This window comes from Streptomyces sp. NPDC002779 (assembly GCF_042888685.1).
Lineage (GTDB): Bacteria > Actinomycetota > Actinomycetes > Streptomycetales > Streptomycetaceae > Streptomyces.
In genome coordinates, this window is sequence record NZ_JBIAQC010000001.1 from 879005 (window position 1) to 900829 (window position 21825).

General features: G+C 72.9%; 15 protein-coding genes and 1 riboswitch. Of the genes, 6 read left to right on the top strand and 9 right to left on the bottom strand.

The annotated features are described in order from the left end of the window. Positions 1-25 precede the first annotated feature (25 nt). The 6 genes from sucC to ACFYW5_RS03990 all read right to left on the bottom strand — a co-directional run bounded on the left by sucC (position 26) and on the right by ACFYW5_RS03990 (position 8894). Positions 26-1207 (bottom strand): ADP-forming succinate--CoA ligase subunit beta, encoded by a 1182-nt coding sequence (gene sucC, locus ACFYW5_RS03965; protein WP_389415342.1) that lies wholly within the window; start codon positions 1205-1207, stop codon positions 26-28. A 427-nt stretch (positions 1208-1634) separates the two neighbouring features. Further along, positions 1635-2852, bottom strand: a complete 1218-nt coding sequence (locus ACFYW5_RS03970; protein ID WP_389415343.1) for a hypothetical protein — start codon at positions 2850-2852, stop codon at positions 1635-1637. 91 nt (positions 2853-2943) lie between these two features. Next, positions 2944-3882: a hypothetical protein gene (locus ACFYW5_RS03975; RefSeq protein ID WP_389415344.1), complete on the bottom strand. Its 939-nt coding sequence runs from the start codon at positions 3880-3882 to the stop codon at positions 2944-2946. Positions 3883-3988: 106 nt separating this feature from the next. Continuing rightward, a complete protein-coding gene (locus ACFYW5_RS03980) occupies positions 3989-5167 on the bottom strand; it encodes a VWA domain-containing protein (RefSeq protein WP_389415345.1) in 1179 nt (392 codons plus the stop codon). Between the two features lie 157 nt (positions 5168-5324). Further along, positions 5325-7697, bottom strand: a complete 2373-nt coding sequence (locus ACFYW5_RS03985) for a DUF5682 family protein (RefSeq protein ID WP_389415346.1) — start codon at positions 7695-7697, stop codon at positions 5325-5327. 66 nt (positions 7698-7763) lie between these two features. Then, the gene (locus ACFYW5_RS03990) at positions 7764-8894 is read right to left on the bottom strand and encodes an AAA family ATPase (protein WP_389415347.1); all 1131 of its coding nucleotides are present in this window, start codon (positions 8892-8894) and stop codon (positions 7764-7766) included. 133 nt (positions 8895-9027) lie between these two features. On the opposite strand from ACFYW5_RS03990, the gene ACFYW5_RS03995 reads away from it, so the two are divergent. Further along, positions 9028-10383, top strand: coding sequence for an SWIM zinc finger family protein (locus ACFYW5_RS03995; protein WP_389415348.1), 1356 nt, complete (start codon positions 9028-9030; stop codon positions 10381-10383). A gap of 151 nt (positions 10384-10534) precedes the next feature. Next, positions 10535-12199 carry a DUF5691 domain-containing protein gene (locus tag ACFYW5_RS04000; protein WP_389415349.1) on the top strand — a complete coding sequence of 555 codons (1665 nt, stop codon included), beginning with the start codon at positions 10535-10537 and terminating at the stop codon, positions 12197-12199. On the opposite strand, the gene ACFYW5_RS04005 is transcribed toward ACFYW5_RS04000, so the two are convergent. Then, positions 12175-12597, bottom strand: a complete 423-nt coding sequence (locus ACFYW5_RS04005; RefSeq protein ID WP_186281212.1) for a cobalamin B12-binding domain-containing protein — start codon at positions 12595-12597, stop codon at positions 12175-12177. The two genes, ACFYW5_RS04000 and ACFYW5_RS04005, sit on opposite strands and share 25 nt — an antisense overlap. A gap of 572 nt (positions 12598-13169) precedes the next feature. Here ACFYW5_RS04005 and ACFYW5_RS04010 point away from each other — a divergent pair. Then, entirely contained in the window at positions 13170-14030 is an 861-nt protein-coding gene (locus tag ACFYW5_RS04010) for an esterase/lipase family protein (protein WP_389415350.1), read from the top strand. Between the two features lie 84 nt (positions 14031-14114). Beyond that, positions 14115-15740, top strand: coding sequence for a M23 family metallopeptidase (locus ACFYW5_RS04015; RefSeq protein ID WP_389415351.1), 1626 nt, complete (start codon positions 14115-14117; stop codon positions 15738-15740). A gap of 48 nt (positions 15741-15788) precedes the next feature. Here the strand turns inward: ACFYW5_RS04015 and pcrA are convergent, their stop codons facing one another. Further along, positions 15789-18272, bottom strand: a complete 2484-nt coding sequence (gene pcrA / locus ACFYW5_RS04020) for a DNA helicase PcrA (protein WP_389415352.1) — start codon at positions 18270-18272, stop codon at positions 15789-15791. Between the two features lie 351 nt (positions 18273-18623). Beyond that, positions 18624-18777: riboswitch (cyclic di-AMP (ydaO/yuaA leader) on the top strand. A 7-nt stretch (positions 18778-18784) separates the two neighbouring features. On the opposite strand from pcrA, the gene ACFYW5_RS04025 reads away from it, so the two are divergent. Beyond that, positions 18785-19975: an NlpC/P60 family protein gene (locus ACFYW5_RS04025; RefSeq protein WP_389415353.1), complete on the top strand. Its 1191-nt coding sequence runs from the start codon at positions 18785-18787 to the stop codon at positions 19973-19975. A gap of 99 nt (positions 19976-20074) precedes the next feature. Further along, entirely contained in the window at positions 20075-21088 is a 1014-nt protein-coding gene (locus tag ACFYW5_RS04030) for a tellurite resistance/C4-dicarboxylate transporter family protein (protein WP_389415354.1), read from the top strand. On the opposite strand, the gene ACFYW5_RS04035 is transcribed toward ACFYW5_RS04030, so the two are convergent. After that, complete coding sequence (locus ACFYW5_RS04035) at positions 21066-21419, bottom strand: hypothetical protein (protein ID WP_389415355.1); 354 nt, start codon at positions 21417-21419, stop codon at positions 21066-21068. The genes ACFYW5_RS04030 and ACFYW5_RS04035 overlap by 23 nt on opposite strands. Between the last annotated feature and the right edge of the window lie 406 nt (positions 21420-21825).

Here is a 21825-nt window from a genome sequence, read left to right on the forward strand (position 1 = left end):
TGTGTTCTGTCCTCGTCCTGAGTGCTTACTTGGCGGCGTGGGCCAGCTCGGCGGCCTTGTCGGCCGCGCCGTCCATGGTGTCGACGCGCTGGACCAGCGGGTGGTTGGCGTCGGTGAGGATCTGCCGGCCGAGCTCGGCGTTGTTGCCGTCGAGACGGACGACGAGCGGCTTGGTGACCTCCTCGCCGCGGTCCTCCAGGAGCTTCAGCGCCTGGACGATGCCGTTGGCGACCTCGTCACAGGCGGTGATGCCACCGAAGACGTTGACGAACACGGACTTCACGTCCGGGTCGCCGAGGATGATCTCCAGGCCGTTGGCCATGACCTGGGCGGAGGCGCCACCGCCGATGTCCAGGAAGTTCGCCGGCTTGACGTTGCCGTGCGCCTCACCGGCGTACGCGACGACGTCCAGGGTCGACATGACCAGACCCGCGCCGTTGCCGATGATGCCGACCTCGCCGTCGAGCTTGACGTAGTTGAGGTTCTTCTCCTTGGCAGCGGCCTCGAGCGGGTCGGCCGCGGCCTTGTCGTGGAGCTCCTCGAAGTCGGGGTGACGGAACTCGGCGTTGTCGTCGAGCGACACCTTGCCGTCCAGGGCGATGACCTCGCCGGAGGCCACCTTCGCCAGCGGGTTCACCTCGACCAGGAGGGCGTCCTCCTTGATGAAGGTGTCCCACAGCTTGACGAGGACGTTGACGACCTTGTCGGCGACCTCGGCCGGGAACTTCGCGGCCTCGACGATCTCGCGGGCCTTCTCCTCGGTCACGCCGTCGATCGCGTCGATCGGCGTCTTGGCGACGGCCTCCGGACGGGTGGCCGCCACCTCCTCGATGTCCATGCCGCCCTCGACGGAGGCGATGGAGAGGAAGGTGCGGTTGGCACGGTCCAGCAGGAAGGAGACGTAGTACTCCTCCAGGATCTCCGGAGCCGTCTCGGCGATCATCACCTTGTGGACCGTGTGGCCCTTGATGTCCATGCCGAGGATGTCCGTCGCGCGGGCGACGGCCTCGTCCGCGGTGGCGGCGAGCTTCACGCCACCGGCCTTGCCACGCCCGCCGACCTTCACCTGGGCCTTGACGACGGACTTGCCACCGAGGCGCTCAGTGGCTGCGCGGGCCGCCTCAGGCGTGTCGATGACTTCACCGGCCAGCACCGGTACATCGTGCTTGGCGAAGAGGTCCCTCGCCTGGTACTCGAACAGGTCCACGCGCTTCCGTCCCTATCAGTGATCTCGCGGTTCGTTGGATGCGTGGGCGTGCCGCGAAGGGCAACGTGACGTCCGCTGTCACTAGGGAGGCGCACACGGTGTCCGAGCGCGCGGCATGTCCGTCTCGCAGGTTATCGCCGCTCGACGGGGGCTTCTAAATCAGGGGTCACACCTGAGCGGTGATACCTGTCACATGATGCCGTGCTCACTGGCACGGAGTGCCTGATGTGAAGGGCCTCACCGGGCTGGGGTTGGCCCGGTGAGGCCCCTGGAACAGCCCGAAGGGGCAGGAATCGACTGCGCCCCCGAGGGCTCCGGCCGGGCGGTCCCCACCCCAATGGGGACCGCCCGGCCGTCCGTGAGGTCCCGGCCGGACGGTCCGACGGCTTTCGGCCGTCCGGGTCCTTACGCCTCACGGAGCCGGGATTCAGAGGGAGCGGAGGTACCCCGGGGTGACCGAGTCGGCGACGCCCTGGACGCCGGTGACGGCGTTGCCCGCCAGCGGGGTGCCGGTCAGGTTCTCGGCGACCGGGGAGACATGGCCGGCGACGCCGTGGGCGAAGGGCTGGACGTCACCCACGACGCCCTGGGCCGCGGTCCCGGCGGCGTACGCGACCGGCTGGACGAGGTCCGCCACGGGGTGGGCGACATGGCCGACGGCACGGTGCGCGAAGGGGCCGACGTCCCCGGCGAGGCCGTGGGCGAGCGGCTGCGCGTCGGCCGCCACGCCGTACGCCAGCGCACCCGCGTCGGTCACGGCCTGCCCGGCGACCGGAGTGACCCCGCGCACGGCCGTGTGCGCGACGGGCGGCAGCACGGCCCCCTGCGCGTCCGCGGCGACCTGACCGACGAGTCCGGTGGCGTACGGGGGTACGTCGGCGAGGACGCCGTGGGCGACCGGCTGGGCGCCGGAGACGGTGCGGGTGGCGAGGGGGTGGACGTCCGCCACGGTTTCGGTGGCGACGGCGTGGACGTCCGCCACGGTTTCGGTGGCGACGGCGTGCACATTGGTGGCGGCGCCGGTGGCGACCGGCTGGACGTCGGTCACCAGGCCGTATGCCGCGGCGGTGGCGGCGTCGACCGCCCGGGTGACCGGGGGGAAGGCTCCGTCCACGGCGGCGGTGACGAGGGGCGGGACGGCCGCGGTGCTCGTTTCGTCGAGGACGGCGGTGGCGGTGCCGGTCGGGGCGCTCAGGGTCCGCTCCACCTCCGGGGCGAAGGCGGCGAGGGGGCCGAAGAGGTAGTCGACGGTGTCGGGAGTGGTGGGGATTTCGGGGGTGGTGGGGATTTGGGGGGTGTTCGGGATTTCGGGGGTCTGCTGCGCGGTCTGCGCGGCGCGGGCCGCCTTGACGCCCTCGGTGAGCTGCGCGGCGCCGCCCTTGAGATTGGGGGCCTTGGGGGCCTTGGTGGCCTTGGTGGCCTTGGGGGCCTTGGGGGTGGTCGTGGTGCTCGTTTCGACGGATGCCGTCTGCTTCGAGGTGGCGGTGACCGTCTCGGCCACGCCCTCGGTGACGTCTTCCGTGGCGTCCGGCACGGACAGCGTGGCGGAGGGCAGCTCGTCCGCGCTCGCGGCGGTGGAGCCGAGCGCCCACGCGCCGGTGACACCGGCGGCTATGACGAGGGAACGGCGGATGTTCTTGTTCATGCGTACGTCGGATCCTTAAAGGAGATTGGGGACACGGGCAGACCTGTTCCGCCCCCGCGCGGCAGGTCCACTGCGCGGGAAAAGGCCTGCTCTAGGCGGGGGATACGGGAATGTCCCGGTACGCGTCCCTGATCTCGTCGGCACCGACGTGCGCGGCGGCGCCGGGCACCAGCCGCGGCGGGGCCGGGTGATGTGCGGCGACCGCATGCGCGTCGCCATGCCTGGGCGTGCCGTTGTCGACCGTCGCACGGTGGTCCAGGGCACCGCCCGGAACACCTGCGGGCGCGTGCCGCGCGGGCACGGGCGCGGTGGAGTCGGCACGGTGGGGGTGGGGGTGAGCGGAGGTGCGGTGCGCGGGCGCGGGCGCGGTGGTGTCGTACGGCGTGACGCCGTGCGGGGTAGCCGTGGCGGCCTCCCCGGTCGCCGGCCCGGCGGAATCCGCCTCGTCGGCTGGCGCGGAGGTCACCGGCACGGGTGCCGGTGCCGGCAGCGTCTGTTCCGGCAGCGCGGGGAGTTCCGGGAGGCCGGGGAGCACGGGAAGTTCCGCATCCGGGGCCTGGGGCAGCTCCGGCAGAGTGGGCTGCTCGGGCAGAGCGGGCTGGTCGGGCAGAGCGGGCTGGTCGGGCAAGGCGGGCAGGGCGGGCAGCTCAGGCAGCGACTCCCGCGGCGGCACCGTGCCCCGTGCTTCGTCCAGCCCCTCGGTCACCGCGCCGACGAGCTCGCCGACGGGCCGCACGACACGCTCGGTGACGGCCGGAACGGTGTCCTCGGTGACGGACCGAAGCTCTCGCCCCTGCGGTTCCCCGGCCCCGGGCTCCCGAGCCACCGACCCGGTCACCCCCTCGACCGCCGTGCGCACGTCGACCGACAGAGCCGTGGGCGCGTCCTCCGCCGCCTGAGCCCGCTGTCCGCCGAGGAGCCCTAGCGCGAACAACCCGCCCACCAGCAGCGCCAGGTACAGCACACGCCGTCCGGCCGCCGTGCGCGGCATGCGCACAGCGGCACCGGGCAGAGCTGCTGACCAGGTCAAGGGGGCGGATCCTCCCGTACGGCGGCACGGAGTCGAAGTCGGTGAAGGCATCGATCCTTGCACGGGACTCCTGAGGCCGCGCAAGCCCCCCGTGACCGATGGGTACTCATGTCCGTTTTGCTGCCGCCGGATCCGGTACGGGGATCGGCCGCTTCTCGATCGCCGCCGCCATCACCTCGGGGAACAGATCCGGCGTACACGCGAACGCCGGTGCCCCCAGCGCGGCGAGCGCCGCCGCGTGTTCCCTGTCGTACGCCGGTGCCCCCTCGTCGGAGAGCGCGAGCAGCGCCACGAACTGCACGCCCGACGCCTTCATCGCCGCCACCCGCTTCAGCATCTCGTCGCGAATGCCCCCTTCGTAGAGGTCGCTGATCAGCACGACCACCGTCTCGGCGGGCCGGGTGATCTGCGACTGGCAGTACGCCAGCGCCCGGTTGATGTCCGTACCGCCGCCGAGCTGGGTGCCGAACAGGACGTCCACCGGGTCGTCGAGCTGGTCGGTGAGGTCGACGACCGCGGTGTCGAAGACGACCAGCCGGGTGTCGATCGACCGCATCGACGCCAGCACCGCCCCGAACACCGACGCGTACACCACCGACGCCGCCATCGACCCGGACTGGTCGATGCAGAGCACGACGTCCTTCTTCACCGACTGTGAGGCCCGCCCGTAGCCGATGAGCCGCTCGGGCACGATCGTCCGGTACTCCGGCAGATAGTGCTTGAGGTTGGCGGCGATCGTGCGGTTCCAGTCGATGTCGTGGTGGCGCGGCCGGCTGATCCGCGCGCTGCGGTCGAGGGCGCCGGTGAGCGTGGCCCGGGTGCGGGTGGCGAGCCGCTTCTCCAGGTCCTCGACGACCTTGCGCACGACGGCCCGCGCGGTCTCCTTGGTCGTCTCCGGCATGGCCTTGTTGAGGGAGAGGAGGGTCCCGACGAGATGCACGTCGGCCTCCACCGCCTCCAGCATCTCCGGTTCCAGCAGCAGCGTGGAGAGTCCGAGCCGGTCGATGGCGTCGCGCTGCATGACCTGCACGACGGAGGAGGGGAAGTAGGTGCGGATGTCCCCGAGCCAGCGCGCCACGGACGGCGCCGACGCCCCGAGCCCCGCCGAACGGTCCTTCCCCGTCTGCGGCCTGTCCCCCTTTCCGTAGAGCGCGGTGAGCGCCCCGTCCATCGCGGCGTCCTGCCCGGCGAGCGTGCATCCGGTGCCGTCGGCCGCGTCCCCGCCGAGCACGAGCCGCCAGCGCCGCAGCCGCTCCTGCGCCGGGTCCGTCACGTCCGTCGTCATCCGCGCATCCCTCCGTGCCGTTCCCACAGCGGGATCACCGGCACGATCGTCGCCGGCCGGCCCCCCGCCCGCGTCTCCTGGCCCTGTCCCGGCGCCTGCCGCGCGGCCCGCACCGCTCGGGCCCTCGCGCTCCGCTCCGCCCGTCCTCCGGCCGCCATCACGCCACCCCCACCAGGTCGTCGTCGTCCGTGTCCAGCCCCAACAGCAGCCGCACCACCGGCAGCACGGCGTTCCCGCGCTCCTGGTCCAGTTCGGCCGCGAACCCGGGTACGCCCCCACCCGCGACCGCCGCACCGCCCCGCTGTCCCGGCCCGCGCCGCACCAGCTCCCCGAGCGTTCTGCGCACGCCCGGCTCGTACGCCGAGAAGGTGCGCCTGAGCAGCGGCAGTACGTCGGTGAACGCGTCCGCCGGCACCCCGGTCAGCCAGGCGTCGACCAGGCCGAGCAGCCGCTCGTCGTGCACGAGCAGCATCCCGCCGCCCGAGCCGCCGCCGACGAAGCCCTCGATCCAGGCCGCCGCGTCCCCGGGAGGTGTTCCCGGCGACAGCACGAGCCCCATGAGCCGGGCCGCCTCGTCCTGAGCCAACTCCCCCTCGTCCAGCAGGAGCCGCACGGACCGGCCGCGGATCACGCCGGGAACCGAGTCCCGCAGGGACAGCACCTTGAGCACCGCCCGCCAGCGCCCGCGCAGATCACCGTGGCCCGGCGCGGGCGCGTCCCCGAGCAGCCCCACCGCCCCGTGCACGGCGTCCACATGGCGCCGTAGCTCCTCGGCGGCGTCCGCGTCGAGTCCGGCGCAGGCCGGGGGAAGTCCGACGAAGATCCGCTCGGCGAGACCCGCGGCGACCTCCGCGAGTGCCCCGGTGTCGGTGCCGCGCACGTCGCCGTACCGCAGGGAGCGGACCAGGGCGGGCAGGGCCTGGGCGAGGTGGCCGACGTCCGAGTCGAGCGCGGCCCGGTCGGCCAGCACCCGCATCACCGTCGGCAACGCGTCCGGCAGCTCGGCCAGCAGGCACCGCTCGGCGAGCGCGGTGACGTCGGAGAGGTGCTGCGCCGAGACGGCGTCCGCCTCGGACTTGGCGGTCGCGGCGGCGAGTACGGTCGTCCCCCACACCCCGGCCTCGGCGATCCGCACCGCCAGCTCCGGCTCCCAGCGCAGCCGCCAGGTCTCCCGGAAGGTGCCCGTGCTCCCCCGCGAGGCGGCCGGCTCTCCCCACGGCACGCCCAGCAGCCGCAGCCGGTGCAGCAGCCGGCTGCGCCCGGCGTCGGTCTCCTTGCGCAGGTCGAGCTCCAACTCCCGCTCCAGCGCCTCCGGCTTGAGCCGCAGCCTGCGCTGGATCCGGTCGAGGTCCCGCTGCAGGGGCACCGCGGGCGCGTCCCGCGGCACCTCGCCCAGCACGTCGCCCACAACGAGCCGGTCGTGCACCAGCGCCAGCGGCACGTCCGAGCCGTCGCACATCACCGCCCGCACGGCGTCGGTGGTCTCGCCCAGGCCGGGCAGCGGGCGGCCGCGCATCGCCGCGAGCGTCTCGGCCAGCCGTACCGCCTCGATGACATGGGCGGAGGACACCATCCGGTCCTCGGCCCGCAGCAGCCCGGCCACCTTGGTCAGCCACCGCTCGACGGGCCGGTCGGTGGCGCGGAACAGATGCCCGTACCACCCCGGCGAGTCGATGCCCGCCCCGTAGCCGCTGGCCCGCGCCAGCCTGCGATGCGTCCACGGCACCCAGGTCATGTCCGCCTTGACCTTGGGCAGTCCCTTGAGCAGGGCCCGGTCGGCGGCGACGGTGCTCCGCCCGCCGAGCGCGGGCACGTGCCAGGCCCCGCACACCACGGCCACCGCGTCCCCGAACTCCTTCTGCGCGGCGCGTACTTGGAGCCGCATGTACGCCTCGCGCACCAGGTCCCGGTCGTGTCCGCCGCTGCCGTACACCTCCCGCAGCGCCGTCATGGCCTCGGCCAGTACCGCGAACGGCGCGAGCGGATCCCCCGCCGCACCGACCCCGCGGTGCTCGACGACGTCCTCCCACCAGCGCTCGGCGTCGTCGTATCCGGCGGCGTCGGCGAGCACGGCGAGGGGGTCGACCCGGACATCGGCACGGCTCTCGGCCTGCTCCTCCGGGGATTCGGGCGCCGGCGTGCCCTCCTCCTTCTCCCCCGTGTCCTCCTTGTCCTCCTTCTGCCACGCCAGTGTGTGGGTGGCCGGAAGGTCGATGAAGCGGGCCGGTACCTCGTGCTCCAGCGCCCAGCGGATCGCGACCCACTCCGGGGAGAACTCGGCCAGCGGCCAGAACGCCGAGCGGCCCGGCTCGTCCACGGCATGGGCGAGGAGGGCGACCGGCGGCCGCATGTCCTCCTCGGCGGCCAGCGGGATCAGCGCGTCCGCCTCGGGCGGCCCCTCGATCAGCACCGCGCGCGGCCGGGCCGCGTCCAGCGCCGCCCGCACGGCCCGCGCCGAGCCGGGCCCGTGATGCCGTACGCCGAGCAGCAGCGGCCCGGCGGCCGTGCCGGGGTCAGCTCCCGTCGTCACACCGTCCCCCTCGCCTGGCCGGCCACCTGGTGTCGTCGTCCTGCGTGCGGAGCCTCCAGCAGGCGGTCACGCGCTCACCTCCCGGCAGGCGCGGTAGAAGTCGGTCCAGCCGTCACGCTCGCGGACGACCGCCTCCAGGTACTCCTGCCAGACGACCCGGTCGGCGGCCGGATCGCGGACCACGGCGCCGAGGATGCCCGCGGCGACGTCCGCGGGCCGCAGGACGCCGTCCCCGAAGTGGGCGGCCAGCGCCAGGCCGCCGGTGACGACGGAGATCGCCTCGGCCGTGGAGAGGGTGCCGCTGGGCGACTTCACCTTGGTCCGGCCGTCGGAGGTCACCCCGTCGCGCAGCTCGCGGAAGACGGTCACCACCCGGCGGATCTCGTCGACGCCGTCGGGCACGGCCGGCAGGTCGAGGGAGCGGCCGATCTGGTCGACGCGCCGGGAGACGATGTCGACCTCCACCTCGACGCTCTCCGGCAGCGGCAGCACGACCGTGTTGAAGCGGCGGCGCAGGGCGCTGGAGATGTCGTTGACCCCGCGGTCGCGGTCGTTGGCGGTGGCGATGAGGTTGAAGCCGCGGACGGCCTGCACCTCCTGGCCCAGCTCCGGGACGGGCAGGGTCTTCTCGGACAGGATCGTGATGAGCGAGTCCTGGACGTCGGCCGGGATCCGGGTCAGCTCCTCGACCCGGGCCGTCATGCCCTCCGCCATGGCCCGCATGACGGGGCTCGGCACCAGCGCGTCCCGGCTCGGGCCGTGCGCGAGCAGCTGCGCGTAGTTCCAGCCGTACCGGATCGCCTCCTCCGGGGTGCCGGCGGTGCCCTGGACCAGCAGGGTCGAGTCGCCGCTGACGGCCGCGGCCAGATGCTCGGACACCCAGGTCTTGGCGGTGCCGGGCACTCCGAGCAGGAGCAGGGCGCGGTCGGTGGCGAGGGTGGTGACGGCGACCTCGACGATGCGGCGCGGTCCCACGTACTTCGGAGTGATCACGGTGCCGTCCGGCAGGGTGCCACCGAGCAGATAGGTCGCCACGGCCCAGGGCGACAGCTTCCAGCGGGCCGGGCGCGGACGGTCGTCCTGCGCGGCCAGCGCGGACAGTTCGGCCGCGAAGGCGTCCTCGGCGTGCGGTCGCAACGGCTCGGTCGGTGCGCTCTCGCGTGTTGTCTCGGTCGTCGGGTCCACGGACACGGTCATGGCGAAGTCCCCCTCCAGCTCGGCCGGTTCGGATCTGTCACCAACCGTGCACCACGCCACTGACAATCGGTTCCGACCTGCGCAAACGCGCTCGCCGGACCGATTGTCAGTGGGGGGATCTACCTTCGATGGCATGACTCAGCAGGGGGTGCGCTGGAGCGCGGAGCAGGTGCTGGCACTCGCGCCTGACACCGCGTCACGCAAAGCGGGCAGCAAACTCGGCGCGGCCGGGCCGTGGTCCGAGGCGGGCAGTACCGACGAGGGGACGGTGTGGGGGCTGTGCAAGGGCAGTGGCAGCAAGCCGTATCAGACGGTCGTCGACATCGCGGACGCGTCAGGGCCCGCGTACAAGTGCAGTTGCCCCAGCCGGAAGTTCCCGTGCAAGCACGCGCTCGGGCTGCTGTTGCTGTGGGCGGGCGGGGACGGGGCCGTGCCGCAGGGGCAGCCGCCGGACTGGGCGCGGGAGTGGACCGAGGGGAGAAGGAAGCGCGCGGAGCAGCAGCGGGCGGAGGGCGCTTCCGGTTCCTCGTCCGGCTCGGCCGATCCGGAGGCGGCGCGGCGGCGGGCGGAGCGCCGGGCGGAGAAGGTCACCGCGGGGGCGACGGAGCTTGAGCAGCGGCTGGCGGATCTGCTGCGCGGCGGACTGGCCGGCGCGGAGCAGGCGGGGTACGGGCTGTGGGAGGAGACGGCCGCCCGCATGGTCGACGCCCAGGCGTCGGGACTCGCGGCACGGGTGAGGGAGCTGGGGGCGATCCCGTCGTCCGGACCCGGCTGGCCGGTGCGGCTGCTGGAGGAGTGTGCGCTGCTCCACCTGCTGGACCAGGGCTGGCTGCACCGCGAGCGGCTGCCGGAGCCCCTGGCGGCGACGGTCCGCTCCCGCATCGGTCTGCCCGCCTCGCCCGAGGGCCCGCCGATCCGCGACCGCTGGCTGGTCCTCGCCCAGTACGACACGGCGGACGCCCGCCTGACCACCCGCCGGATCTGGCTCCACGGCGCCGACTCGGCCCGCACCGCCCTCCTCCTGTCCTACGGCGCCGCGGGCCGCGCCCCTGAGCCGGCGCTCCCGGTCGGGCTGGCCCTGGAGGCGGAGGTGTCCCCCTATCCGGGCGCCGGTCAGCTGCGGGCCTCCCTGGGCGAGCGGTTCGCCGCACCCGTGCCCACCTCTCTGCGCCCGGCAGGGGTGACGACGGCGCAGGCGGCCGCGCGCTACGGGGAGGCGCTGCGGGACGACCCCTGGCTGGACTCCGTCCCGGTGACGCTGGAGCGGGTGATACCGACTCCGGACGGCGAGTCCTGGCAGCTGGCCGACGCCGACACCGACGCGGCCCTGCCGCTCACCCCCACGGCCCGGTCCCGCCCCGGCCTGTGGAAGCTGGTCGCCCTCTCGGGCGGCGAACCGGTGAAGGTCTTCGGCGAATGCGGCCACCACGGCTTCACCCCGCTCGCGGCATGGCCGCAAGGACCGGGCGAGGCGATACAGCTGTGCTGATCCGCCCCCGACACACCTCAGGACGACTACGGCCTCACCCCGCCCGCAGCCGGACGGCAAGGACCAGGCAAGGCGATACAGCTGTGCTGATCCGCCCCCGCCGCACCCCCAGCCCGCCACCCGGCAGCACCCCACAGAAGGGACGACCCTCGTGAACAGGACCCCGGACGCGTCTGCCTGGGAAGAGCTCGTCACCACTGCCCTCCTCGGGACCGATCGCCGCACCCCGCCGGGGGCGGACCCGGCCCGGGAGGCGCCGGTCGCGTTGCTGGACGCGGCGGCCCTGGAGACCGTGCGCCGGAGGGCGGGCCTGCTCCCGGCCCGCGCGGCGGCCCGTCCCGAGCCGGCGCCCGCGGACACCCGTCCCGCGCTGCCCCCGGCGGCGGCCCGCAGGCTGGCGCTGCTGCTGGCCGACCGCGGAGGTACCGGCGGCGGACGCAGAGGCACGGCGCCGGACCTCATGGAGCTGCTGCCCCAGTGGCTGACGGCGGCCAACGCCCACGGCTACGCGGCGCCGCCGCAGCTGCTGCCGGCCCTGCTGGACGCGGCCCGGGGCCGCACGGACCTGCGGCCGGCGGCACTGCGCTTCGCGGGCACCCGCGCGGTGTGGCTGGCGCGGCTGAACCCGGACTGGCGGTTCGCCCTGCGCGCCACGCCCGGCGGCGGGACGGCGCTGCCCCGCCCCGAGGAGCGGGAGAGGGTGCGGCGGTTGTGGCAGGAGGGCCTGTTCGCCGAGCGCGTCGCCCTGCTGGCCGCGATACGGGCGCGGGAGCCCGCCGCCGCACGGGAGTTGCTGGCGACGACCTGGGCGACGGAGCGGGCCGAGGACCGGCTGATGTTCCTGGACTCGCTGCGCACCGGCCTCGGCCCGTCGGACGAGCCGTTCCTGGAGCAGGCGCTGGCCGACCGCAGCCGCAACGTGCGGGCGACGGCGGCCGAGTTGCTGTCGGCGCTGCCCGACTCGGCGCTGGCCGGGCGGATGGCGGTCCGGGCCGGGGCGTGTGTGGCCGTGGACCACACCGGGGCCACCGCGACGATCACGGTCGAGGCACCGCACGAGTGCGATCCGAGCATGGAGCGCGACGGTGTGGTGTCGAAGGCTCCGGCGGGACGCGGGGAACGGTCGTGGTGGCTCGGACAGTTGGTGGAGGCGGCACCGCTCGGCGGCTGGCCCGCGCGGCTGGGCGGCCGGACGCCCGCGCAGATCGTGGCGCTGCCGGTCGCGGACGACTGGCAGGCCGAGCTGCACGCGGCATGGTGCCGGGCGGCCGTACGGCAGCGGGACGCCGAGTGGGCGCGGGCGCTGCTCGGGACGCCGTCGGCGCCGGAGGCGGGCGGGCCCGGAGCGGTGTCACTGGCCGAGCGGGCGAAGCTGCTGGGCACGCTGGATCCGGGCGAACGGGCCGAGTGGGTGGCCGGCTTCATCGCGCGGCATGGGCTGTCCGAGGCTTTCCAGCTGCTGGGCGTGTGCGCCGTGCCGTGGGCCGCGCCGCTCGGGCGGGCGGTGGTCGACGCGCTCAACATCGCGCGGGACGCGGGGAGTTACCCGTGGAGTTTCAGCGGCGTGATGGGGCTGGCCGAGCGCTGTCTGGACCCGGCCGAGGCGAGCCGTCTCGACGGCCTGCTGGCGGTGCCCGACGAGACGGAGGACGCCTCGCCGGGGGCCGGAGGATACTGGGCGGAGGCGTTCCAGCGGCTCGTCACGACCCTGCGGCTGCGGGCGGCGATGCTGGAGGAGCTGAGCGGGACCGCGCGGGCCGGCGACCCGCCCGCCCGCGCCGGAACAACCGCTCAGCCTCCGGAGACGCTCGGCTGACGCACGTTCGCGCGGACCCAGTCCACGATCGACTGCGTGGTCGCCCCCGGGGTGAAGATCTCCGCGACGCCCTTCTCCTTCAGCGGCGCGATGTCCGCCTCGGGGATGATCCCGCCGCCGAAGACCAGGATGTCCTCCGCGTCCCGCTCCTTGAGCAGGGCGATCACCGCGGCGAACAGCGTGTTGTGGGCGCCCGAGAGGATCGACAGACCGATCGCGTCGGCGTCCTCCTGGATCGCCGTGTCGACGATCTGCTCGGGCGTCTGGTGCAGGCCCGTGTAGATGACCTCCATACCGGCGTCGCGCAGTGCCCGCGCGATCACCTTCGCCCCGCGATCGTGGCCGTCGAGCCCCGGCTTGGCCACCACCACGCGGATCGGACCGGCTGCCACACCCATCACTGCCTCCATGAAGCGACTACATCCATCCGTACCGTCAAGTACCGCACACATCACTCGCGCCGTACACGCCGCACACGCCGTGGCACGGACGCCCCGCGCCACAGCGCCCGGGGAAGTGAACGAACGTTATCGCCAGCATCGCGCACCCCGCAGTTTCACGGTGGAGACCGAGGGGGAAATCACATGGTGGGACACGTTCGCCGCGCACCGTTCCGACCCTCTGCGGCTCACGGACCGCGGACACACGCGGCCGCCGGGCCACGGCCGGAACCCGCGCAACGGGAGCCGCGACGAGATCGCCGCACCACCGCGCCGCAGGCCGCGCGGCATGGGGGTGCGGCGGGTCGGCGAGGGCACGAGGAGCACGCAGGGCAGGTACGGCACGACAGCGGAGAGCCTCGTCGCCACACCGGCAGGGAGTCTCGTCACGTCATCGGCGTCATGGACGTCACACGCCGCCCCCGCCCCGCGCGGCCCGCTCGCGCACCGTCGGCCGGCCTCGGCGCGACCTCCCATGAGGGCACACGGGGGACACAGACGTCCTCGGGCGTGCCGACAGGAGGTCGGCCATGACGGTCACCAAGGCAGTGCTGCCCCTTCTCCCGCTCTGTCAGCGGCTCCTCCCGAGCCGGCTGACCGGACTGTCCATGGCGCTGTTGAAGGCCACCGCCCTCGAGATCGCGATCCTCGCCGGACACCTCCTGCTCTATCCGTCCGGGATCTCCCCGGAGCGCAGGGCCCCCCTCCCCGCACCGGGCTCCGCGGACACCCCCCGGCTGCCGGCGGAGGCGAAGCCCCCGGTCGTGCTGCTGCACGGTTTCATAGACAACCGCTCGGTCTTCGTGCTGCTGCGCCGCAGCCTCGCCCAGCACGGCAGGCAGCAACTCGAGTCGCTCAACTACTCGCCGCTGACCTGCGACATCCGCACGGCGGCCGAGTTGCTCGGCCGGCACATCGAGGAGATCTGCGCACGCACGGGCAGCAGCCGGGTGGACGTCGTCGGACACAGCCTCGGCGGCCTCATCGCCCGTTACTACGTGCAGCGGCTCGGCGGTGACCTCCGGGTGCGGACGCTCGTCACCCTCGGCACCCCGCACTCGGGCACCCGCGTGGCGCCGCTGGCGAACGCGCATCCCATCGTCCGCCAGATGCGCCCCGGCTCGGTGGTGTTGGAGGAGCTGGCCGGGCCCGCGCCCGGCTGCCGAACGCACTTCGTCAGTTTCTGGAGCGACCTCGACCATCTGATGGACCCGCTGGAGACGGCCTGCATCGACCACCCCGACCTGTCGGCGCGGAACGTGCGGGTGAGCGGGGTCGGACATCTCGCCCTGCCCGTGCACCCGGCCGTGGCGGTCGGGATACGGCAGGCACTCGACACCGACTGGACGAAAGCCGAAATCGCCCGCGCCGGCGGTCTGACGGTGGCCTGAGCCGACCCGGATCCGGCGGAAGTCTCGAACAATCTTCGAACACAAGGCCAAAGTCGCGCCCTCTGTCCCCCGAAACACGGCCGAATGCCCGTTTCCGGGAAAGGTGAAACCTGCCGAAGATTGTCGCGCCCGCATACCGCCGGGTACAGTCGCCGCACTGCTCTGGCAGCCCCTGTTGTCGAGGCGAAAGAGAAGTTGGTGAACGACCGTCACCCGTCGGGGATCATGACCACCCCGGCTCCGGCCTCCGAGGCCGCCTCGGCGCACTACGCGTCGTACGGCACCCAGGAAGCCCAGTACGACGACTTCACCACGCAGGGTCACTACGACGCCACCGGATTTCCGCAGCCCACCGGGACGTTCGACACGGACCCGCTGTTCGGCTCGATGCCGGGCGAGAGCACCGGCGCCTACGACTCGGGCCAGTGGGCCACGGTCGGCCATCAGACCCCGCACTACGACGCGTACGCGGCCCAGCACCACGCCGCCTATGACACCGGCGTCTACGAGACGACCGCCTGGTCGGCCGGCCACCAGCAGCTGCCCGGCGTTCCGCCGCAGGCCACCAGCCCCGACGCCAGTGGCCAGTGGGACGCCAACGCCTGGCTCCAGCCCGACCCGTCCGGCGGCCCCGCCGACCGGACCCAGCACTGGGACTGGGGCACGCAGACCTTCGACACCGGCACCTACGACGCCACGCAGTGGAACTCCGACGGCGCCGCCACCGGGTCCGACGACTACGAGCACCGGGCCGAGTCGTTCGACCAGCAGCCGACGGCGACCTTCGAGCAGGTCGCGGCCGAGGAAGCGTCGTACGACGGGACGTCCTACCGCGAGACCTCGTACGAGGAACCCGCCCCGGGCGAGGGCGAGTCGAGCGACACCGGCGAGATCCCCGACGTGACCCCCCTCCTCGACGACGAGGAGGAGAGTGCCCCCGCTCCGGGTTCCCGCGCCGCCGCCCGCACCGCGTCCCGTTCCCGCCGCCGTCCCCCCGCCAAGCGCTCCGCGCTGCTGACCATCGCCGTGCCGTCGGCGTGTGTCATGGGCGTGGCCGGGATCGCCGCCGCCTCCGTCGGCACGCTGACGCCCGACGAGCAGGAGACCACGGCCACCGCGTCGGACGCGCAGGCGGTCAAGCCCTCGACGGCCAACAACATGCTGGACACCCAGCTGGAGAGCCTCTCGGCCGGCGCCGACGACTTCGCCGACCGGGCCAGCCGGACGCAGGAGCGCATCGACCTCAAGGCCGAGCAGGAGGCCGAGCGGAAGAAGGCGGCCGAGGAAGCGGCCCGCAAGGAGCGGCTGCGCCCGAAGTTCGCGCTGCCGGTGGCCCAGCACGGGCTCAGCGCCTACTACGGCCAGGCCGGCATCAACTGGATGTCCGTGCACACCGGCATCGACTTCCCGGTGGCGTACGGCACTCCGGTGCTGGCCGCGACCGACGGCACCGTGCGCACCCAGTGGAACAGCGCCTACGGCAACATGATGATCGTGACCGCGATGGACGGCACGGAGACGTGGTACTGCCACCTGTCCACGTACCAGGTCGCCTCCGGTACGGCCGTGAAGGCCGGCGACCAGATCGCGTTCTCCGGCAACTCCGGCAACTCGACCGGCCCGCATCTGCACTTCGAGGTCCGCCCGGGCGGGGGGTCGGCTATCGACCCGCTGGCCTGGCTGCGCAGCCACGGCCTCGAACCGTCGTAACTCCCCGGCAGTCCCCCGCCGCCGTTCAGCAGCGGGGGACGAGCGGGACTACAGCTTCTCCACCGGCGCGTAGCGCAGCAGCAGCCGCTTCGGCTTGTCGCCGAAGTCGATCGTCGCCTCGGCGTTGGCGCCCGTGCCCTTGACCGCCGTCACGGTGCCGAGCCCGAACTGGTCGTGCGTGACCCGGTCCCCGACCGCCAGCGAGACGACCGGCTGCTCGGAGGTCCGCCGGGTGGCGAAGCCGGACGCGCCGGAGGCCGAGGAGCGCGACCGGGACGACGACAGCGAGGCCGCCACACCCGACGCGGGCCCGGAGGACACCGGCGAGGTGGCACCGGTGCGCTTCCAGTCGACGTGCTGCGCCGGAATCTCCTCCAGGAAGCGGGAGGGCGGGTTGTACGAGGGCTGCCCCCACGCGCTGCGCATCGACGAGCGGGTCAGATACAGCCTCTCCCGCGCGCGCGTGATGCCGACGTAGGCGAGGCGCCGCTCCTCCTCCAGCTCCTTGGTCTGGCCGAGGGCCCGCATGTGCGGGAAGACGCCGTCCTCCATGCCGGTGAGGAAGACGACCGGGAACTCCAGGCCCTTGGCGGTGTGCAGGGTCATCAGGGTGATGACGCCGGAGCCGTCCTCGGCCTCGTCGGGGATCTGGTCGGAGTCGGCGACGAGCGCGACCCGCTCCAGGAAGTCGGCGAGCGAGCCGGTCGCCTCGCCCTCGCCGGACTCCTGCTCGAACTCCAGGGCCACGGCGGCGAGTTCCTGGAGGTTCTCGATCCGGGTCTCGTCCTGCGGGTCGGTGGAGGCCTGCAACTCGGCGAGGTAGCCGGTGCGTTCGAGCACCGCCTCCAGGACGGTCGCGGGTCCGGCGCCGGACTCGACGATCGTACGGAGCTCCTCCATCAGCGTGTTGAACCGCTTGACGGCGTTGGTGGAGCGCGCGGCCATGCCGTACGCCTCGTCCACGCGCTTGAGCGCCTGCGGGAAGCTGATCTTCTCGCGCTGGGAGAGGGCGTCGATCATCGCCTCGGCACGGTCGCCGATGCCACGCTTGGGGACGTTGAGGATGCGCCGCAGCGGGACCGAGTCCTCGGGGTTGGCGAGCACGCGCAGGTAGGCCAGGACGTCCCGGACCTCCTTGCGCTCGTAGAAGCGGACGCCGCCGACGACCTTGTAGGGCAGGCCGACGCGGATGAAGACCTCTTCGAAGACGCGCGACTGGGCGTTGGTGCGGTAGAAGACGGCGACGTCGCCGGCCTTCGCGTCGCCCGCGTCGGTGAGGCGGTCTATCTCGTCGGCGACGAACTGCGCCTCGTCGTGCTCGGTGTCGGCGACATAGCCGGTGATGCGCGCGCCCGCGCCCGCGTTGGTCCACAGGTTCTTGGGGCGGCGGGATTCGTTGCGCTCGATGACGGCGTTGGCGGCGGTGAGGATCGTCTGGGTGGAGCGGTAGTTCTGCTCCAGCAGGATCGTCGTCGCGTCCGGGTAGTCCTCCTCGAACTGGAGGATGTTGCGGATGGTCGCGCCGCGGAAGGCGTAGATCGACTGGTCGGCGTCACCGACGACGCAGAGTTCGGCGGGCTGCAGGTCGTCCTCGCCGGGCGGTACGTCGACGGGGTGCTCGGCGGTGCCCACCAGCTCGCGCACGAGCGCGTACTGGGCGTGGTTGGTGTCCTGGTACTCGTCGACGAGGACGTGCCGGAAGCGGCGGCGGTAGTGCTCGGCGACGTCCGGGAAGGCGCGCAGCAGATGGACCGTCGTCATGATCAGGTCGTCGAAGTCCAGCGCGTTCGCCTCGCGCAGGCGGGACTGATAGAGCGCGTAGGCCTGGGCGAGGGTCTTCTCGAAGCCGTCGGAGGCCTGGGCGGCGAAGTCCTCCTCGTCGATCAGCTCGTTCTTCAGGTTCGAGATCTTGGCGCTGAAGGACTTCGGCGGGAAGCGCTTGGGGTCGAGGTCCAGGTCACGGCAGACCAGGGCCATCAGGCGCTTGGAGTCGGCGGCGTCGTAGATCGAGAAGGAGGAGGTGAAGCCGAGCTTCTTCGACTCGCGCCGCAGGATCCGCACGCACGCGCTGTGGAAGGTCATCACCCACATCGCGTTCGCCCGCGGGCCGACGAGCTGCTCCACGCGCTCCTTCATCTCGCCCGCGGCCTTGTTGGTGAAGGTGATCGCGAGGATCTGCCCGGGGTGCACGTTCCGCGCGGCGAGCAGATGGGCGATGCGGTGGGTGAGCACGCGCGTCTTGCCGGAGCCCGCTCCGGCCACGATGAGCAGCGGGGTGCCGGAGTGCACGACGGCCGCGCGCTGGTTCTCGTTCAGCCCCTCGATGAGCGCGGCCGCGTCGAGGGCCGGGCGCGGGGCGCCGTCGCGGTAGTAGGCGTCCCGGTCCGGGGGCACGTCGAACTTCCCGCCGAACAGATCGTCCGGAACCGACTCCGGAGCGTGATCGTCCTCGGGCGGCGGCGGGGGTTCCTCCGCATGGGCCCGAGGGGCCTGGAGGTCCGCCAGGAAGCTGTCGTCAAAGAGGCTGCTCATCGCTCTCCGAGTCTAGGGCTCCCCACTGACAGCCCGCCGCCGCCCTGAGAACATCCCCCGGATCGGCGGCCGGGGATCGTCGCGTCGCGCCCGCCGGGCAGGGGACCTTCACCCCCGTACACCTGCGGCGGAGACCTTGGTCACAGCGTCGGACGGGAGCCGGCCGACGGACAGGTCGCCGCAGATCCGGCCAGATCGATCACGACGGCCGATGCCCTGACCCAAGGTCACGAAAATGTATCGGGCATATCACCCATCAACCTTCACAGGCGCCACACGAGTTGGCTACCGTGCCGCACAGGCCGTACGACCCCCACCGGCGAACCTCGCCGGGCCGCGCGGCCTCCGCCGAGTCCGCTGCCGCCCAGGCAGCCGAGCCGGGGACCCACCGACATTGGGGTGAATCGACCCGACTCCCGCACGGGACACGGTCGTAGGGCAACCCTTCCTAACCACCCGCCCGAACCCGACAGCTAACTCGGTAGGCGGACCATTGGAAGGAGTCGCCTCCCTTGGCGTCGCACCGCAAGTCGCGTCCCGCGGGTACGCGCGTAGCAGGCATACGGACCCCCGCCCTTGCCACGGCCGCCCTCACCTCCGTGGCCCTGCTGTCCCAGACGGCCAACGCCAACCCGGCCACGGACGACAAGCCGAGCCTCGAAGAGGTCGAGAAGAAGGTCGACGACCTCTACCGGCAGGCGGAGACGGCGACCGAGAAGTACAACGCCGCCAAGGAGCGGACCACCAAGCAGCGCAAGCAGGTCGACACCCTTCTCGACGACGTCGCCGAGCGCACCCAGAAGCTCAACGACGCGCGGGAGGAACTCGGGTCCTTCGCCGCCGCCCAGTACCGCACCGGCGCCGCCGCCCCCGACACCGCGACCTTCCTGCTCGCCGATACCCCGCAGGACTACTTCGACCAGACCCAGCTGATGAGCCGGATGACCGGCCGCCAGAAGGAAGCGGTCGACGACTACATCACCGAGCAGTCGGCGACGATGAAGAAGCGCAAGGAGGCCACCGAGAGCCTCCAAACGCTGAACGAGTCGCAGACCGATCTGAAGACCGCCAAGTCCACGGTCCAGAAGAAGCTCGCCGACGCGCGGGAGCTGCTGTCGCAGCTGACGGCGGAGGAGAAGGCGCGGCTCGCCGCGATCGAGCGCAAGCGCCAGGAGGAGGCCGCGCGCAAGGCCGCCGAGCTGGCCGATCAGCAGGCGGCGGAGGAACAGCGCCGCGAGGAGGCCGCAAAGGCGGCGGCCCAGCAGCAGAGCGGCTCCTCCTCCGGTGCGACGGAGACCTCCACCGGCAGCACCGGTTCCGAGGCCACCGCGGACTCCTCCTACGCCACGAAGGCCGAGAAGGCGATCGCCTTCGCCCGCGCGCAGATCGGCAAGCCGTACGTCTGGGGCGCCACGGGCCCCGACTCCTACGACTGCTCGGGGCTGACCCAGGCCGCCTGGAACGCGGCGGGCATCTCCCTGCCGCGCACCACGTACGACCAGGTCGAGGCCGGCACGACGGTCTCCCTCGCCAACGCCCTCCCCGGTGACCTCGTCTTCTTCTACGACGACGTCACCCACGTGGGCATCTACATCGGCAACGGCATGATGATCCACGCCCCGAAGCCCGGCACGTACGTCCGCGAGGAGTCGGTCTACTACGACGGCGAGGGCTCGATCCACAGCGTGGTCCGGCCGGCCTGATCGACGCGGCACGCGCGCGGGGGTGATTCGGTGCCCCGTTTCCCCGCCCACGCGCGCGTGCCCCCTCGCCGGCCGCGCCGCGCTCCTTAGCATCGGCGCATGTCCGGCTCCCTCGCGCTCCGCTCACTTCGCGCCTGGTGGGCGCTGCGTCCTCCGGCGGCCGGGGCGGCGGTGATGGCGACCGGCATCGTGTCGGTCGGCCTGCACCTCACCGGGCACGAGATCCTCTCCCTGATCGCCCTGGCGGTGGGCTGCACGGCCTGGCTGGGCCTGGCCGGGGACTTCGTCGTACGGCTGCTGCGGCAGCCGCGGCGCTGGCGGGAGGAGGCCGGCACCCCCGCCGCGCTCACCGCCGTCGCGGCGACGGCCGTGCTCGGCACCCGTTTCTCCGCCGAGGGATGGCAGGTCCTGGCCGGGGCCCTGCTGGCGGCGGCCGCCCTGCTGTGGGCGGGCCTGCTCGGTGTCGTCGTGCGCCACTGGCACCGCGGTATGCCCGGCGCGGTGTTCCTGGGCTGCGTGGCCACGCAAGGCCTCGCCGTACTCGGCGCCACCCTCGCCGCGGCGGAGTCGGCGGCCTGGCTCGCGCACGCGGCGCTGGTGCTGTTCTGGCTCGGTCTCGTCCTCTACGCCGTCGCCCTGGCCTGCTTCGATCCGCGCCAGGTGGTCGAGGGCGCCGGGGACCAGTGGGTCGCGGGCGGCGCGATGGCCATCTCCGCGCTCGCCGGGTCCAAGCTGATCGGCGCCGACAGCGCGCGCCTGTACCTGTGGAACGACGACGCCGACGACGTCCTGCGCACGGTCACCGCCGGCGTGCTCGCGCTCGACCTCGCCTGGTATGCCGTACTCCTCGCCTCCGAGGTGATCCGGCCGCGGCCGCGCTACGACGTCCGCCGCTGGGCGACCGTGTTCCCGCTGGGCATGACCGCGGCGGCGACCCTGTCGGTCGCCGCCGCGGTGGACGTCCCCTGGCTGCAGACCCCCGGGGAGGTCCTGCTGTGGATCGCGGTCGCGGCCTGGCTCGCCGTGGCCGCGGGGGCGGTGCGGGAGGAGCGGGCCTACGCCGCGTCCGCCGCCCGGGACGCTGCCGGGCTCACGTCCACAGCACCGCGATGAAGACGTTCGCCGTGGTGAGCAGCCCCACCATGCCGAACAGGCCCTTGTCCACCTTCTCGTCGTCCCGCTTCACATAGACGAGCCCGAGGATCACGATCAGCAGGGCCAGCTTCACGCCGATCTTGATGTTGTCGACGGTCTGGTCGTCCGCCTGGTTGAGCCCGACCAGGATCACCCCGGTGACCAGCATCGTCAGCGCGCCGTGCAGCATCGCCGGCACGAACCGGGCGGTGCCCTGGCCCATCGCCTTCAGCTGGGTGAGGAATCCGCCCAGCAGGGCGGCGATGCCGATGATGTGCAGGCCGACGAAGAGATGGATGAGTACGTCCATGAGGCCGGAGCCTAATCCGGGGCCTCCGGGACGCCTGACACCGGGCCTCCGGAGCGCTCGGCACCGGCCCGTCTTCCCCACGCGGCGGATCATGCATATATGCGCGCCATAGCACCCCGCCGCCCTCACCCGCCTCGGAAACCCCCACTTCGGTCATCGCTCAGCGTGAAGGCGACCGCCCCGCTCGCGGATCACGGTCACATGCGGTCACCCGATGATCCGCTCATGGCAGTTCCGCACAAGGCGTCACCCACCCGGCACACCCAGGTTTAGCGTCCTCCTCCAGGTGACCGGCTCCCCACCGCCGCCCGGGCCAGGGCGGCAGCCGGACACCACCGCCGAGAAAGTCCGGCGGCGGACCGCTCCCCCTGTGCGGGCCGCCGCCGGACGCGCGAAGGCCGTGCTC